Here is a 13,780-nt window from a genome sequence, read left to right as displayed (position 1 = left end):
GAGTACTCCATGCAAACCCAGAGCCGCCGAACGCCCCGCGCCCTGTTTGCCGTGGCCGCCGCAGGAACGCTGATCACTCCACTGCTCGCCGGCTGCTCGGGCGCCGGCGGCGCCGGCGGCGGGTCCTCCGCCCACTCCATCAACGTCCTGATGGTGAACAACCCGCAGATGGTGGAGTTGCAGAAGCTCACCGCCGACCACTTCACCAAGGACACCGGGATCAAGGTGAACTTCACCGTCCTGCCGGAGAACGACGTCAGAGACAAGATCAGCCAGGACTTCGCCAACCAGGCGGGCCAGTACGACGTCGCCACGCTCAGCAACTACGAGATCCCGATCTACGCCAAGAACGGATGGCTCCACCCGATCGACTCGTACGTCAAGAGCGACACCGCCTTCGACCAGCAGGACATCCTCAAGCCGATGCAGCAGGCCCTCACTGCGGCGGACGGCAAGCTCTACGGCGAGCCCTTCTACGGCGAGTCCTCCTTCCTGATGTACCGCAAGGACGTCTTCCAGAAGAAGGGCCTGACCATGCCGGCCAAGCCCACCTGGAAGCAGGTCGCCGACCTGGCCGCCAAGGCGGACGGCGCCGAGTCCGGGATGAAGGGCATCTGTCTGCGCGGGCTGCCCGGCTGGGGCGAGGTGATGGCTCCGCTGACCACCGTCGTCAACACCTTCGGCGGCACCTGGTTCGACAAGGACTGGAAGGCGCAGGTGGACTCCCCGGAGTTCAAGCAGGCCACCCAGTTCTACGTCGACCTGGTCCGTAAGCACGGCGAGTCCGGCGCTGCGCAGTCCGGCTTCGCCGAGTGCCTGAACGACATGACGCAGGGCAAGACGGCCATGTGGTACGACGCCACGTCCGGCGCGGGTTCGCTGGAGGCCTCCGGTTCCCCGGTCAAGGGCAAGATCGGCTACGTCCAGGCCCCGGTCGAGAAGACCGACAGCTCCGGCTGGCTCTACACCTGGGCGTGGGGCATCCAGAAGGCGTCCAAGAACCCCGACGACGCCTGGAAGTTCATGTCGTGGGCGTCCGGCAAGGACTACGAGAAGCTCGTGGGCGAGAAGGCGGGCTGGGCCAACGTGCCGGCCGGCAAGCGTTCGTCGACGTACGACATCCCGGAGTACCGCAAGGAGGCGGCTGCCTTCGCGGACGTCACCCGGAACGCCATAGCCGGCGCCCAGCCGAACGACCCGGGTGTGCAGCCCCGCCCCGCGCCCGGCATCCAGTTCGTCGGCATCCCCGAGTTCACCGACCTCGGCACCAAGGTCTCCCAGGAGATCAGCTCCGCCGTCGCCGGCCGGGAGTCCGTCGACAGCGCGCTGCAGAAGTCGCAGCAGCTCGCCGAGGCCGTCGCCAAGAAGTACGAGGGATCATGACCGTCACCACCTCCTCCGCCCGAGTCGCCGCCGCCACCGCGCGGCCGGCGACCCGGCCGCCGAACCGTATGCGAGCGTGGGCCGTCCGGGCCCCACTGCTGCCCGCCCTGGTCTTCATGATCGTGGTGACCCAGCTGCCGTTCGTGGCGACCGTGGTGATCTCGTTCTTCCACTGGAACGCCCTCTATCCGAAGGCCCGTCACTTCGCCGGCGTCGACAACTACCGCCAGGTCCTGACCGACCCGGACCTGCGCAACTCGGTGTGGACGACGGTCCTGCTGACGGTCACGGTGGTCCTGGTCAGCCTGATCCTGGGCCTCGCCATAGCGTTGCTGCTCAACCGGAGGTTCCGGGGCCGCGGCGTGGTCCGCACCCTGCTGATCGCCCCGTTCCTGCTGGTCCCCGTCGCCGCGGCCCTGCTGTGGAAACATGTGCTCTACAACCCCGAATACGGCCTGTTCAATGGGTTGTTGCACTATGTGGGCGGCCCCCAGCCGGACTGGATCTCGGACAACCCGCTCCTCGCGGTCGAGGCCGCGCTGATCTGGCAGTGGACGCCGTTCATGATGCTGATCCTGCTGGCGGGACTGCAGAGCCGCGACGCCGAGCAGATCGAGGCGGCGCGGGTGGACGGCGCGAGCGACTGGCAGATCTTCCGCCACCTCACGCTCCCGCATCTGCGCCGCTACCTCGAACTGGGTGCCCTGCTGGGCTCGATCTACATCGTCCAGAACTTCGACGCGGTGTTCACGATCACCTCCGGCGGCCTGGGCACCGCGAACCTCCCCTACACCGTCTACCAGAGCTTCTACCAGGCCCATGAGAACGGCCTCGCCTCGGCCGCCGGCGTCCTGGTCGTCATCGGCTCGATCGTCATCGCGACCTTCGCCCTGCGCGTGGTGTCGTCCCTGTTCCGCGAGGAGGTGTCCCGCGCATGAGCACCGTCGCCATACGCATCCGCAGCCGCCGCTCAGTGGGCCTCGGCCTGCTGGCCTGGCTGGTCGGTCTGCTGTTCTTCCTGCCCATCGCCTGGATGGTCCTGACCTCCTTCCACTCGGAGGCCGACGCCGCCACGAATCCCCCGTCCTTCGGCGCGGCCCTGACCCTGGACGGCTACCGCGACTTCTTCGGCACGGGCGGGGGCGCAAGCCCGTGGCCGGCATTGATCAACTCGACCATGGCGTCGGTGGCCTCGACGCTGCTCGTGCTCCTGCTGGCCTTCCCGGCGGCGTACGCACTCTCCATCCGCCCGGTGAAGAAGTGGACGGACGTCCTGTTCTTCTTCCTGTCCACCAAGATGCTGCCGGTGGTGGCGGGCCTGCTGCCCATCTACCTGTTCGCCAAGAACACCGGGATGCTCGACAACATCTGGCTCCTCGTCATCCTCTACACCTCCATGAACCTGCCGATCGCGGTGTGGATGATGCAGTCCTTCCTCGCCGAGGTCCCGGTGGCGGTGATCGAGGCGGCGCAGATCGACGGCGCCCGCCTGCCGACGATCCTCGCCCGCGTGGTGGCCCCCATCGCCCTGCCCGGCATCGCCGCCACCGCCCTGATCTGCTTCATCTTCAGCTGGAACGAACTGCTCTTCGCCCGAGTCCTGACCGGCGTGGTCGCCGAGACCGCCCCCGTCTTCCTGACCGGTTTCATCACCAGCCAGGGCCTGTTCCTGGCAAAGGTGTGCGCCGCCTCGCTCGTCATCTCCCTGCCGGTGCTCGCCGCGGGGTTCGCCGCCCAGGACAAGCTGGTCCAGGGCCTGTCGTTGGGAGCCGTGAAATGAAGGCCGCCGTCATCGAGTCCGTGGGCCGCGCCGTCGTCACCGAGGTCCCGGACCCGACGCCAGGTCCCCGCGAGGTCGTCGTCGAGGTCGCCGCCTGCGGCCTGTGCGGCACCGATCTGCACATCCTCCAGGGCGAGTTCGCGCCGAAGCTGCCGATCGTCCCCGGGCACGAGTTCGCGGGCGAGGTGGTCGGGGTCGGCACCCAGGTCACGGAGGTCGGAGTCGGCGACCGCGTGGCCGTGGACCCCTCCCTGTACTGCTACGAGTGCCGCTACTGCCGTACCGGCCACAACAACCTGTGCGAGCGCTGGGCCGCGATCGGCGTGACGACGGCGGGTGGCGCTGCCCGGTACGCGGTGGCGCCGGTGGCGAACTGCGTGAAGCTCCCCGAGCACGTCCGCACCCAGGACGCGGCCCTCGTGGAACCCCTGTCCTGCGCGGTACGCGGCTACGACGTCCTCCGCGCCCGCCTCGGCGCCCACGTCCTGATCTACGGCTCCGGGACCATGGGCCTGATGATGCTGGAACTGGCCAAGCGCACCGGCGCGGCGAGCGTGGACGTCGTGGACCTCAACCCGGCCCGCCTGGAGACGGCCCGCCGCCTCGGCGTCTCGGCGTCCGCCGCGGGCGCGGACGAACTGGACCGCCCGCAGGGCTGGGACGTGGTCGTCGACGCGACCGGCAACGCGGCGGCCATCCAGGACGGCCTGGACCGGGTGGCGAAGGCGGGCACGTTCCTGCAGTTCGGGGTGGCCGACTACGCGACGCGCGTGACGATCGATCCGTACCGCATCTACAACCAGGAGATCACCATCACCGGTTCGATGGCGGTCCTGCACAGCTTCGAACGGGCCGCGGAACTGTTCGCGAACGGGGTGCTGGACCCCGAGGTGTTCATCAGCGACCGGATCCCGCTGGAGCGGTACCCCGAGGCGCTGGAGCAGTTCGCGGCGGGCGTGGGGCGGAAGATCGTGGTGGTGCCGTAACGGGTCGCAGGCGGGCGGATGTCCGCCTGCGACCGTTCAGCCGCCGAAGTGGATCAGCGTCGCCCAGCGGCTGGGCTGTTCCAGCCAGCCTCCCGAGACCCACTCCGCCAGTTGGTTCAGCGTCCTGGCGGGCTCCACGGCTTCACCCCGGCTCAGCCACCGGGCCAACGCCTGGTGGAACCTGCGCGCGAGAAACGTGGCCGCCGCGTCGTCGACCGGCCACAGCGTCCCGACCGCGTGCCTGAATCCGGCCAGCACCAGGCCGGCGCAGAGCGTGATGGCCTCGTCCGTGAGGACGGTGCCGCCCCGGGCCGTGTCGCAGGCCGACAGATACGCCAGGAAGGCGTGACCCTCCAGGTCCTGGACCGACAGCTCGGCCACGGACAACAACGTGCCGTCGGCGAGCGCCAGGCCGCTGCGGGAGGGGTCGTCCGGCGCGTTGACGCCATGGCAGGCGAAGTGCGCGATCACCGCACAGGAGAGCGCCGACGCCACCGCGGTGTGCGTCGCGTCGGCCCCGACGAGCGGAACCGAGCCGGGATAGCAGTCGGCCACCGCCTTCGCCTCCTCCGATACGCCCGGCAGGTCCGGCTGTCCCGGTGTCACCGGTATCGCCACCACGCACGCCGACGCGGCCGGCACAGCCGGCATCGCGGGTTCTTGCAGCGCGGCGAGGGTGAGGGTGTAGGAGGAGACGACGCATTCCAGCGCACACAGCTTCGCGGCAGAGCCGTCGGCGGGCCGCAGCGCGGCATGCAGCGGAAGCAGCGTCAACGCACCGGTCGGTGACCACCACAGGCGCGGGCGCGACGCCGCGGGCGACCGGTGGTCCCACCCGAGCGCGGCCAGGACGGGCGCGACAACGGCATCCCAGGTCCATGCGAGGACGGACGCCACGGCCCGCTCGGCCTCCTCCCCGCCTCCCGCATCGGCCTTGACGGAACCACGCCGGCCCAGCGCGCCGTACAGGGCACGGACCTGTGCCGCCACACTGTCCGGCGTCACCAGCGGCAGGGGCACCACGACCGGTCGACCCCCACCGGCTCCCACGATGATCGCGTCGCTGCGGTAACGGCTCAGGTTCAGCACCACGACCGTCCGAGTCGGCGTATCCGTCGCATGGGGCGCGCCGGCCGCCGGGAAGTCCGCGAGACCGGGCAAGGTCCTGATGTGCTCGATCAGGGCCTGAAGTTCCTGGGCGGCTTCGATACGGCGCGCTGTGTCCCCGATGGAGCGGATCATCTGCAGCGAGCCGTCGTCCTGATCGAGGGTCCTGCGCAGGGCCACGTACGTGTCGGCAAGGGCGGGCGCCTTCTCGCGCAGCTCCTCGACCGCGGCTGCCCGGACCATCGCATGGCGCAGCAGCACGCCCCGCCCCGACTCCAGCAGCTCCAGAGCGAGTTCGGCCTGCCCGGCATGGAGAGCGGCCGCGGCCCCGTCCCGCAGTGCGTCGCCCAGCCTGATCAGCTGGAGTTCGCGATCCCGGCGCCGCACCAACTCGCCGCCGGCCAGCGGGATCAGCCCGATCAGGCGGATACAGCCCTGCGCCGCCGACTCCCAGGCCCCTGCCGCCGTCGCGGTTTCGACCCAGCTGTACGCGGAGTTCCACCGCACCCACAGGGGTGAGGACTCGTACTCGGCCGAGCGGCGGTAGTTCTCGACCGCGGCATCCAGATCCGTGGTGTCGTGGTGCCGCTCGAATCGGAGGGAGTGGGCCCGGCCCAGATGGTTGAGCCGATGTCCCAGCTCGGGGCTGCCCTCGGGAGTCGTTTCGACCGACTCGGTGGCCAGGGCTGTCAGCTCGTCGACCTCGGCCGCGGACAGGACGGTGCCGTGGTCGGCCGGCGCCCACAGCGAGCCCACCAGGTTGGCCAGCACCCGCGGCCGTATCGCGTCGCCGGGTCCGATCAGGGTCAGCGCGTGCCGCAGCACGGTTGCGGACTCCCGGGCGGCCGAGCCGTCGCCGTAGGGCATGGACCGCAGGGCGAGACCGAAGTCGTTGAGCGCCGGGGCCAGCCGCGGGCTGCGCGGTGGGATCTCGGCCAGGAGATCCCGGAACATACGGACGGAGTCGTTCCCCGCGTCGGGATTGTGCGAGTACGTCCACCAGGTGTGGATCGTGGTGGCCTGCGACCAGCGGATCTCGAACGTCTGCTGTTCCAGCCAGCCGTGCTCCTCGGCTTCGTGCAACGCCCACTCGTGCACGTCCATCGCTTCGGAGATCGATCCCCCGTCGGAGGCCAGCACTCCGCGATCGCGCAGAACCGTGCCCAGGTTCCAGATCCATCCCGGCCGGATCGAAGGGTTCAGCGCGGGGTGGGCGATGACGTGGGGCAGTCGCTCCAGCGCCTCGTCGAGCGCCGTGACGTCCGTGTTCCTGCCGTAGGTCCACAGCCCGGCGCAGAGATCACCCTCGATGTTGGGGTAGGCCGGCGAGTCCTCGTCCACCAGGTCCAGGGCCCTCCTGCGTGGCGTCAACGACGACCCCGAGGAACTCGCCCGGCTGCAACGCCGCCTGGCCTCGACCGGCATGGCGCCCTACTACGTCTTCCTGTGCCGACCGACCCACGGCAACGAGCGCTACGCCGTGCCGCTCGCGGAGGCCGTGGACATCATCACGGCCACCCGCGCCCGCCTGGGCGGCCTGGCCAAACGCTTCCGCCTCGTCGCCTCGCACGCCACCGGCAAGATCGAGATCCTCGGCCGCCATGCCCACGACCTCGTCTTCCGCTATCACGAAGCCCGTGACCCCGCCGATCAGGACCGGCTCCTGACGTGGCCCGCCGAGCGGCCGCTGACCTGGCTGGACGAGGTCGTCGCCGCGAACTGAGCGGTCCGTTCCCCGGGTAAGGGAACGGTAAAGCGCTTCCGCTCGTTACCTCAGGCATGACAGCTATGACCCCAGGCTCGAACGTCTCCCTGTCGGCCGCCCGCGTGACGGTGGACGTCTCCGCGCCGGTGCGGCTCGACGTGTCGGGCCTGCTGCTCACCGGCGACGGCAAAGTGCGCTCCGACGACGACTTCATCTTCTACAACCAGCCCGCCGGGCCGGGCGTGACGTACACGTCCGGTGGTGGCGCGGCGCCCGACGCGATCACGGTCGACACCGGCGCCGTGCCGCCGGACATCGAGAAGATCGTGGTCACGGCCAGCCCGGACGCGGTCGGCCAGACCTTCCAGGGCATCGAGCCGACGGCCACGATCCGGGACGCGGACGGCGGCTCGGTCCTGGCCACGTTCACGCCGCCGCAGCTCGGCACGGAGACGGCGCTGGTGATCGTGGAGATCTACCGGCGAGGCGGCCAGTGGAAGGCCCGCGCCGTCGGCCAGGGGTACGCCAACGGCCTGGCCGGCATCGCGACGGACTTCGGTGTGACGGTGGAGGAGCCCGCCGCGGCACCCGCGGCAGCACCGGCCGCACCGCCGGCGCCCGCCGCGCAGGCACCGGTCGCACCGCCCGTTCCTGCGGCACCGCCCGCTCCGCCCGCCCCGGTGCCCGGCGCCGGGAAGATCAACCTGGACAAGGGCCGGGTCAGCCTCCAGAAGAACCAGACCGTCTCCCTGGTCAAGGGCGGCCGCCCGCTGCTCTCCGTGGTGCAGATGGGCCTCGGCTGGGAGCCCGCGTTCCGCAGCAAGGACATCGACCTGGACGCCTCGGTCATCGCCTACGGCCCGCAGCGCAACGCCATCGACAGCTGCTACTTCGGCAAGCTGACGATCCTGAACGGCGCGATCAGACACTCGGGTGACAATCTCACCGGCGAGGGCGGGGGCGACGACGAGGTGATCACGGTCGACCTCGGCCGCCTCCCGCAGGAGGTCACCGGCCTGGTCTTCACGGTCAACTCCTTCTCCGGCCAGAAGTTCACGGAGGTCGCCAAGGCCTACTGCCGCCTGGTGGACGCGGCCACAGGAGAGGAGCTGGTCCGCTTCGACCTCACCAACGCCGAACCGCAGACCGGCGTCATGATGGCCAAGCTCATCCGCCAGTTCTCCGGCGAGTGGGACATGACGGCAATGGGCGACTTCGTGAAGGCCCGCACGGTACGCAACATGGTCGAGCCGGGGGCTCGGGCCCTGTAAGCGGGCGTACGACACAGCCATCGGCGCCCCCTTCGGTCAGGGGGCGCCCGGTTGTCAGGCCTCCCCGCGCGGGCGCAGTCCCTCCGTCAGCAGCGACAGATACCGCCGGATCTCCCGCCCCTGCCCGTCCGCCAGCTCCGACGCCGACGCCACGCCATGCGCCAGCCGCAGCACCTCGATCGGCTCGACGTCCCCGCGCAGGCTGCCCTCCCGCTGCGCCGCCTCCACCAGCCGCCGTGCCGCCTCCTGCAGATGCGTGCCGCAGGCGGTGGCCGCCACGGAGCTGCCGTCGGTGACGGCCGAGCCCAGGAGCGTCTTCATGCCGCGCACCTGGATCGTCCCGACGCACACCTCGTTGAGCCACTCCATCAGAGCCTCGCCCGGCGGACGTTCCGCTGCGAACTCGTCGGCCCGGGCGGCCATGGCCTGGATCCGGTCCACGTACGCGGCCTCCAGCAGCGCCTGCCGGGTCGGGAAGTGCCGGTAGAGCGTGCCGGAGCCGACGCCTGCGCGCTTGGCGATGTCGTCCAGCGAGGCGTTCTCCCCATGCTCGGCGAAGGCCTCGGCCGCCACCTTCAGCAACCGCTCGTGGTTGCGCCGAGCGTCCGCACGCATGGGTCTGACCTGCGCCATCCAGATGCTCCTTGCCGACCGGGGATCCTCTTTGCTGATTATCGAGCACCACGAAAGGCTCACCGCCGTCCGGTCAGGCCCGCTCCGGCGGCTCGTACCCGCCGGTGGCCGGGTCCGGCCCGAAAGTGCGGCGTACCTCGCCGGTGCCCAGGCCGATCGTGGCGCGCGTCCGCATGGGGCCGTCACCGCGGCGGGAGAGCAGTTCGATCTCGGTCACGCGCGCGTGCAGCACGTCGAGCCGGGCGGCGCATTCGGCCGCGAGGACGCGCGGGACGTGGGTGCGCCCGAGCGAGAGGTGCGGGGTGAAGCGCGGGAAGCGGTCCGTGCAGTACGGGAAGGGCTCCGCGAGCGCGCGCTGAAGCTCCGTCCAGGGCGCCGCGCCGGCCGCCGCGGGGTCGAGCCACACGGTGGCGTAGGACCGGTGGCGGAAGAAGCGGACCCCGCTGAGCCGGATGTCGAAGGGCTCGCACCCGGCGGCCGCGGCGGCCAGCAGCGGCAGCGCCGCCGGGAAGTCCTCCTCCGGTACGAAGCCGAAGACCAGGTTCACATGGGGTGGCCAGCGGCGGATCTGCGGGTCGTGCTCGGCTCGGATGCGCTGGATGGCGGGCCACAGGTCGGCCGGGGGAATCCAGACCACGGCGGTCCGGGGCGTGGGGGCCGACTCCAGACTGGCGAGGGCGTCGCCCGGGCCGGGCGTCCAGGGGCAGGGCACACCGCCATCATGTCCCCGCCCGCCGACGGCCGCTGCCCGACCGCACCCGGGCCGTCCCCCATGTACCGCCTGGAACTTCTCTGCACCACGTCAAGCCGAAGCACGGGGTGCACGCCGTATTAGCCGTATCTCGTCGACCACGCACTGGGCCAGGCGCAGGTGGCCGACCTCGGTCAGGGGTGCGTCATGATGCGCAGGTCGTTCTTGATCGAAGCCGAGGGCGGTTCGACGGAACTCGCCACGATCCTTCCCGTCGCAGTCATGGGACCCGTGATGGGCAAGGCAATCTCCGGATCGAACCAGCTCATCCAGCGAATCCTCGACGGGGCGATGCCTGGCCATCCCGATCTGCGGATCCCGATCGTCGACGATACGGACGTGAAGCCCCCGGCCGCCTCGCCCCGGCGAGAACGCACTACTCGTCGGCACTTCAGCCGTCTGCGGCAAGGCGGTCCAGCCACTCCCTCAGTAGATACTGCTCGGCGCTGCTGAGGGTCGCCTGTTCGGGCAGTGCGGCGCGCAAGGCGCGGGCGGCGCCTGCCGGGCCCGCGTCTTGCACGGCTGGCTGTTGGTTGGTGACGGCGGCGACCATGGCCTCCCGCAGAGTGGTCAACAGGGCCGGATTACGCCGGTCCTTGGGCAGGGACAGCCAGGTGAGCACCGCGCCGCGCGCCGTGGCATGGATGATCTGGGCCGCGAGTTCCTCGTCGACCCGGAGCCAGCCGCCCGCGGCGAGGCGCCGGATACGGCCCATCAGGATTTCCATGCCGGCCTTGAAGGCGGCCGAGGTGGCCCTCGTGGGTTCGCTGTACATCAGTGTGTACAGCGCGGGATTGGCCAGACCGAACTCGACCGCGACGTCCCAGCCGGCTCTCAGGTCCTCAATGGGGTCCCGCGGGTCGGGGTCGACGTGCTTGGCGGCGAGAAAGGCGGCGAAGCCGTGCTCGGCCACCGCGTCGAGCAGCCCGTCCTTGTCGCCGAACAGCCGGTAGATCGCCGGCGGCTGCAAACCCGCCCCATCAGCGACCGCGCGGGTGGTGACCGCGTCGCGCCCCCCACGCATCAGGAGGTCGATGGCGGCCTCGATGACCCGCTGCCTGGCCTGTTCGCGACCGATGGCCGCAGCGTCGGCAGCACTGCTCCCGCTGGGTGGACGTGATGACATGTATCAATGCTACCGCATGATTGTTTCCGTCGTTAGTATCAGTGATACCCTTCCAACGATTCCATTGGAAATTGATCATGGAGGAGCATCGCATGTCCGACCGGCTGCGGATCATTGCATTGGAAGAGCACGTCGTCCTGCCCACGATCATGGAGGCGTGGTCGCGGTCCGGGGTTCCGGAGCTGCCCAACCTGGGGTTCGGCGACAGCCCCATCGCCCGGCGGCTACGCGACACCGCGGAGACGAGGCTTGCGCACATGGACGACCAGGGAGTCGACGTGGCGGTGCTGTCGATCTCGTCACCGGGCGTGCAGAACCTGCCTGACTCGGATGCGGTCGCCGTGGCCCGCGACACCAACGACGAGCTCGCGGAGATTGTGGCCGGCAGGCCCGATCGCTTCCAGGCGTTCGCCACGATCCCGACACAGTCACCGTCGGCCGCAGCTGCGGAGCTGGAGCGGGCGGTCACCGAACTGGGCTTCCCGGGTGCCATGCTCTACGGGCGCACCGGATCCAAGCTCGCCGACGACCCCGAGTACGACGAGCTGTACGCCGCTGCGGAGCGGTTGCAGGTCCCCCTCCACTTCCATCCGCAGATGCCTGTGCAGGCGGTGATGGACGCCTACTACTCGAACATCGGGCCCATCGGGACAGCGCTGGCGGGGCCTGCGATCGGCTGGTACTACGACCTGGGCGTGCAGTACCTGCGGATGATCTTCTCCGGCGTCTTCGACCGGTTCCCCGATCTCCAGGTGATCGCCGGCCACTGGGGAGAGGTTGTGCTCTTCTATCTCGACCACACCGGGTTCTTCGCCGACGCCGGTGGCCTGGCTCGCCCGCTCGCCGACTATTTCAAGCAGAACTTCTGGGTCGCCGGCAGCGGCACCGTCAGTCCGCGCTACCTCCGCTGGACAGCCGAAGTCGTGGGGACCGAACGGATGCTGTACTCCACTGACTACCCCTTCACCTACGGCTTCCGCCCCGGCGGCTTCCCCTACGTGGACACCAGCGCCGGCGTCGCCCGGTCCTTCCTGGAGGACGCCCCCTTCACCGACGAGCAGAAGGCCGACATCGCGCACCGCAACTGGGAAAACCTCACGTCCCGCACCACAAATCACACCCGGTGACCTGGCGTCCCGTGCACTTCTTGAGGGCTGGACGAATAGTTCCGATTGCGAGAGCCGCACCTGGCGGCCGACATCGAACAACACGGCGGCCGCACCATCGAAGGCAAACAAGGTCATTGATCGCCTACGACCGCTGAGCCACATCGGAACTGTTCGTCTAGGGTCCTCAAATGCGTGGTGACGACATACCCGAGCGCAAGAACGCCTTCGGAGACGCGCCCAGCGCCGAGGCGGCGCGGCGTCACAGATGGCTGGTGGGCTGTTCAATCGCCGTGATCGTAGCGGTGGGGGTGGGCTGGCACGCGTGGCCGGCGAGCCAGGAGCCGAGCACGGACCCCCACGTGCGTAACCCGGGCAAGGAACAGCCGATCTGCGCCTCGTCGGACGGGCGGACGCTGTATGCAGACGTGGACGGCGACGGCGTGGTGGACGAGGTGCACGACAGCAAGGACCGTGACGGGCGCACGGTCGTCATGTTCGAGGGACCTGGCAACAAGCAGGTCCGGCACTTCGTGTGGTCGATCGTCACCACGGCGGAAGGGCGCGCGAAGGCCCACGCGTCGCCCGCTGAGGGATTCCGGGCAGCGTTCGGAGATTTCGACAACGACGGCCGCGTGGACATGGCCGTCACGTATACCGCACGTGACGAGGGCGACGATCCAGTCGACTCGGTGAGCATGCACGAAGTGCGCTGGGGGCCGCTGGGCCGTGACCTCAAGGGCAAGAGCCGGGGTTCGATCCGGATGAGGCACGGTTACTACATCGACGGTTTGCGTGCGGTGGCGGGCAACCAGCACAGCGCCAGCGCCAACCCGGCCTCCGCACGGCTGCTGATTCACCAGACGACCGGCGACGGCGCATTTGAGACATACCAAGGACAGAAACTCGGTCATGATCTGGTAGTGCCGGATGAGCCGTTGCCCCGATGGGGACAGGAATTCGCCGAGCAGAAGGACGGGTGGACTGACCTGGGCGAGTGCCCGGCATCACCACGAAGCACGGCAACCGGCCCCCAGTAGCCCAGGTGACGCCAACAGGATCACGCAACACCAGTGAACCAGCTTCGAGATTCGCCGACATGGAGTGTCTTGTCGTAGCGGGTGGCCCGCCCGTGCCGACTCCCGGCTGCCGGAGGACTCCGGCGTCGAGACCGACGAGTCGGCACTCACCTGGTCATGGCGAGGCGATCAGGCTTCCTTCGCGGGTTCGCGGTGGGTGCAGCGGGTCAGTCCGGCTGCGGTCAGAGTGAGGTGCTGGGTCAGTACCTCGGCCGCGGTGTGGGCGTCGCGGGCCAGCGCCGCCTCCTCCAGTCGGCGGTGCTCGCCAATGTGGTCCCGGTCGGGGTGGCGGTGCGCCGACCAGCGGCGGGCCAGCTCGCTCGCGGTCCACATCCGGTCGAAGGTCTCCAGCAGGACGGGGTTGCCGCAACCCTCCAGCAGGGTGCGGTGGAAGACCCGGTGGGCTTCGGACCATGCGCCGCTGTAGTACTCGCCCTCCTCCGGCCCGTACGCCGGGGTGCGGGCCAGACGGTGGTGGGCGGCTCGTACGCGGGCCTCCCAGTCGACGTCGCCGCGCTCGATGGACATGCGCAGCACGACCGGTTCGATGGTCCGGCGGGCCTCCGCGATCTCCTGCCAGCGGCGGTCGGAGAAGGCCGGGACGGCGAACCCGCGGTTGGGCAGCCGGTCGGCGAGGCCCTCGCCGACCACCCGCACGAGCGCCTCGCGCACGACGGCCAGACTCACACACTGTTCCTTGGCCAGGTCCTGAGGCTTGAGGGCGTCACCGGGCGCGTAGTCGCCGCGCATGATCGCGTCCCGTAGATGTGCGTAGACCTGCTCGGAGAGCATCTGCTTCCCCGACGAGGTCGGGGTGTGAACCGTCTGGGTCATGCCACCATCATAGACGATC

The 13,780-nt window shown here is 69.7% G+C and carries 14 protein-coding genes; 8 read left to right on the top strand and 6 right to left on the bottom strand.

Going from position 1 to position 13,780, the window contains the following annotated elements:
- Window positions 1-9 precede the first annotated feature (9 nt).
- The 4 genes from ACFY3C_RS15505 to ACFY3C_RS15490 are packed head-to-tail and all read left to right on the top strand — an operon-like array spanning window position 10 to window position 4,149.
- On the top strand, window positions 10-1,383 hold the full coding sequence (locus ACFY3C_RS15505) for an ABC transporter substrate-binding protein (RefSeq protein ID WP_386574012.1): 1,374 nt from the start codon (window positions 10-12) through the stop codon (window positions 1,381-1,383).
- Window positions 1,380-2,321, top strand: a complete 942-nt coding sequence (locus ACFY3C_RS15500; protein ID WP_386574014.1) for a carbohydrate ABC transporter permease — start codon at window positions 1,380-1,382, stop codon at window positions 2,319-2,321. Before ACFY3C_RS15505 ends, ACFY3C_RS15500 begins: the two co-directional genes overlap by 4 nt.
- Window positions 2,318-3,163, top strand: coding sequence for a carbohydrate ABC transporter permease (locus ACFY3C_RS15495; RefSeq protein WP_386574015.1), 846 nt, complete (start codon window positions 2,318-2,320; stop codon window positions 3,161-3,163). The genes ACFY3C_RS15500 and ACFY3C_RS15495 overlap by 4 nt, the downstream gene beginning before the upstream one ends.
- A complete protein-coding gene (locus tag ACFY3C_RS15490; RefSeq protein WP_390771062.1) occupies window positions 3,160-4,149 on the top strand; it encodes a zinc-dependent alcohol dehydrogenase family protein in 990 nt (329 codons plus the stop codon). Before ACFY3C_RS15495 ends, ACFY3C_RS15490 begins: the two co-directional genes overlap by 4 nt.
- A 36-nt stretch (window positions 4,150-4,185) precedes the next feature.
- On the opposite strand, the gene ACFY3C_RS15485 is transcribed toward ACFY3C_RS15490, so the two are convergent.
- The gene (locus ACFY3C_RS15485) at window positions 4,186-6,597 is read right to left on the bottom strand and encodes a CHAT domain-containing protein (protein ID WP_390771061.1); all 2,412 of its coding nucleotides are present in this window, start codon (window positions 6,595-6,597) and stop codon (window positions 4,186-4,188) included.
- 82 nt (window positions 6,598-6,679) lie between these two features.
- Between ACFY3C_RS15485 and ACFY3C_RS15480 the strand changes: the two genes are divergently transcribed.
- Together ACFY3C_RS15480 and ACFY3C_RS15475 are read left to right on the top strand one after the other, a co-directional pair.
- On the top strand, window positions 6,680-6,979 hold the full coding sequence (locus tag ACFY3C_RS15480) for a hypothetical protein (protein ID WP_386574019.1): 300 nt from the start codon (window positions 6,680-6,682) through the stop codon (window positions 6,977-6,979).
- Between the two features lie 65 nt (window positions 6,980-7,044).
- The gene (locus ACFY3C_RS15475) at window positions 7,045-8,232 is read left to right on the top strand and encodes a TerD family protein (RefSeq protein WP_390771060.1); all 1,188 of its coding nucleotides are present in this window, start codon (window positions 7,045-7,047) and stop codon (window positions 8,230-8,232) included.
- Window positions 8,233-8,286: 54 nt separating this feature from the next.
- Here ACFY3C_RS15475 and ACFY3C_RS15470 read toward each other — a convergent pair whose 3' ends face one another.
- From ACFY3C_RS15470 to ACFY3C_RS15455, 4 genes are all read right to left on the bottom strand, one after another.
- Window positions 8,287-8,865 carry a TetR/AcrR family transcriptional regulator gene (locus ACFY3C_RS15470; RefSeq protein ID WP_386574020.1) on the bottom strand — a complete coding sequence of 193 codons (579 nt, stop codon included), beginning with the start codon at window positions 8,863-8,865 and terminating at the stop codon, window positions 8,287-8,289.
- A gap of 73 nt (window positions 8,866-8,938) precedes the next feature.
- Window positions 8,939-9,577 carry a 2'-5' RNA ligase family protein gene (locus ACFY3C_RS15465; protein WP_390771059.1) on the bottom strand — a complete coding sequence of 213 codons (639 nt, stop codon included), beginning with the start codon at window positions 9,575-9,577 and terminating at the stop codon, window positions 8,939-8,941.
- 173 nt (window positions 9,578-9,750) lie between these two features.
- Window positions 9,751-9,885, bottom strand: a complete 135-nt coding sequence (locus ACFY3C_RS15460) for a hypothetical protein (protein WP_390771058.1) — start codon at window positions 9,883-9,885, stop codon at window positions 9,751-9,753.
- A 122-nt stretch (window positions 9,886-10,007) separates the two neighbouring features.
- Entirely contained in the window at window positions 10,008-10,742 is a 735-nt protein-coding gene (locus ACFY3C_RS15455; RefSeq protein ID WP_386574023.1) for a TetR/AcrR family transcriptional regulator, read from the bottom strand.
- 92 nt (window positions 10,743-10,834) lie between these two features.
- Here ACFY3C_RS15455 and ACFY3C_RS15450 point away from each other — a divergent pair, with 92 nt between their 5' ends.
- Together ACFY3C_RS15450 and ACFY3C_RS15445 are read left to right on the top strand one after the other, a co-directional pair.
- On the top strand, window positions 10,835-11,869 hold the full coding sequence (locus tag ACFY3C_RS15450) for an amidohydrolase family protein (protein ID WP_390771057.1): 1,035 nt from the start codon (window positions 10,835-10,837) through the stop codon (window positions 11,867-11,869).
- A 170-nt stretch (window positions 11,870-12,039) separates the two neighbouring features.
- Window positions 12,040-12,888, top strand: coding sequence for an FG-GAP repeat domain-containing protein (locus ACFY3C_RS15445; RefSeq protein WP_390771056.1), 849 nt, complete (start codon window positions 12,040-12,042; stop codon window positions 12,886-12,888).
- Between the two features lie 168 nt (window positions 12,889-13,056).
- Here the strand turns inward: ACFY3C_RS15445 and ACFY3C_RS15440 are convergent, their stop codons facing one another.
- Entirely contained in the window at window positions 13,057-13,761 is a 705-nt protein-coding gene (locus tag ACFY3C_RS15440) for a GntR family transcriptional regulator (protein ID WP_390771055.1), read from the bottom strand.
- Window positions 13,762-13,780: the final 19 nt, after the last annotated feature.

It is taken from the genome of Streptomyces sp. NPDC001410 (genome assembly GCF_042895235.1).
GTDB lineage: Bacteria > Actinomycetota > Actinomycetes > Streptomycetales > Streptomycetaceae > Streptomyces.
Note: the sequence above shows the minus strand (reverse complement) of the source record. Positions and strands in the feature narration are given on the sequence as shown.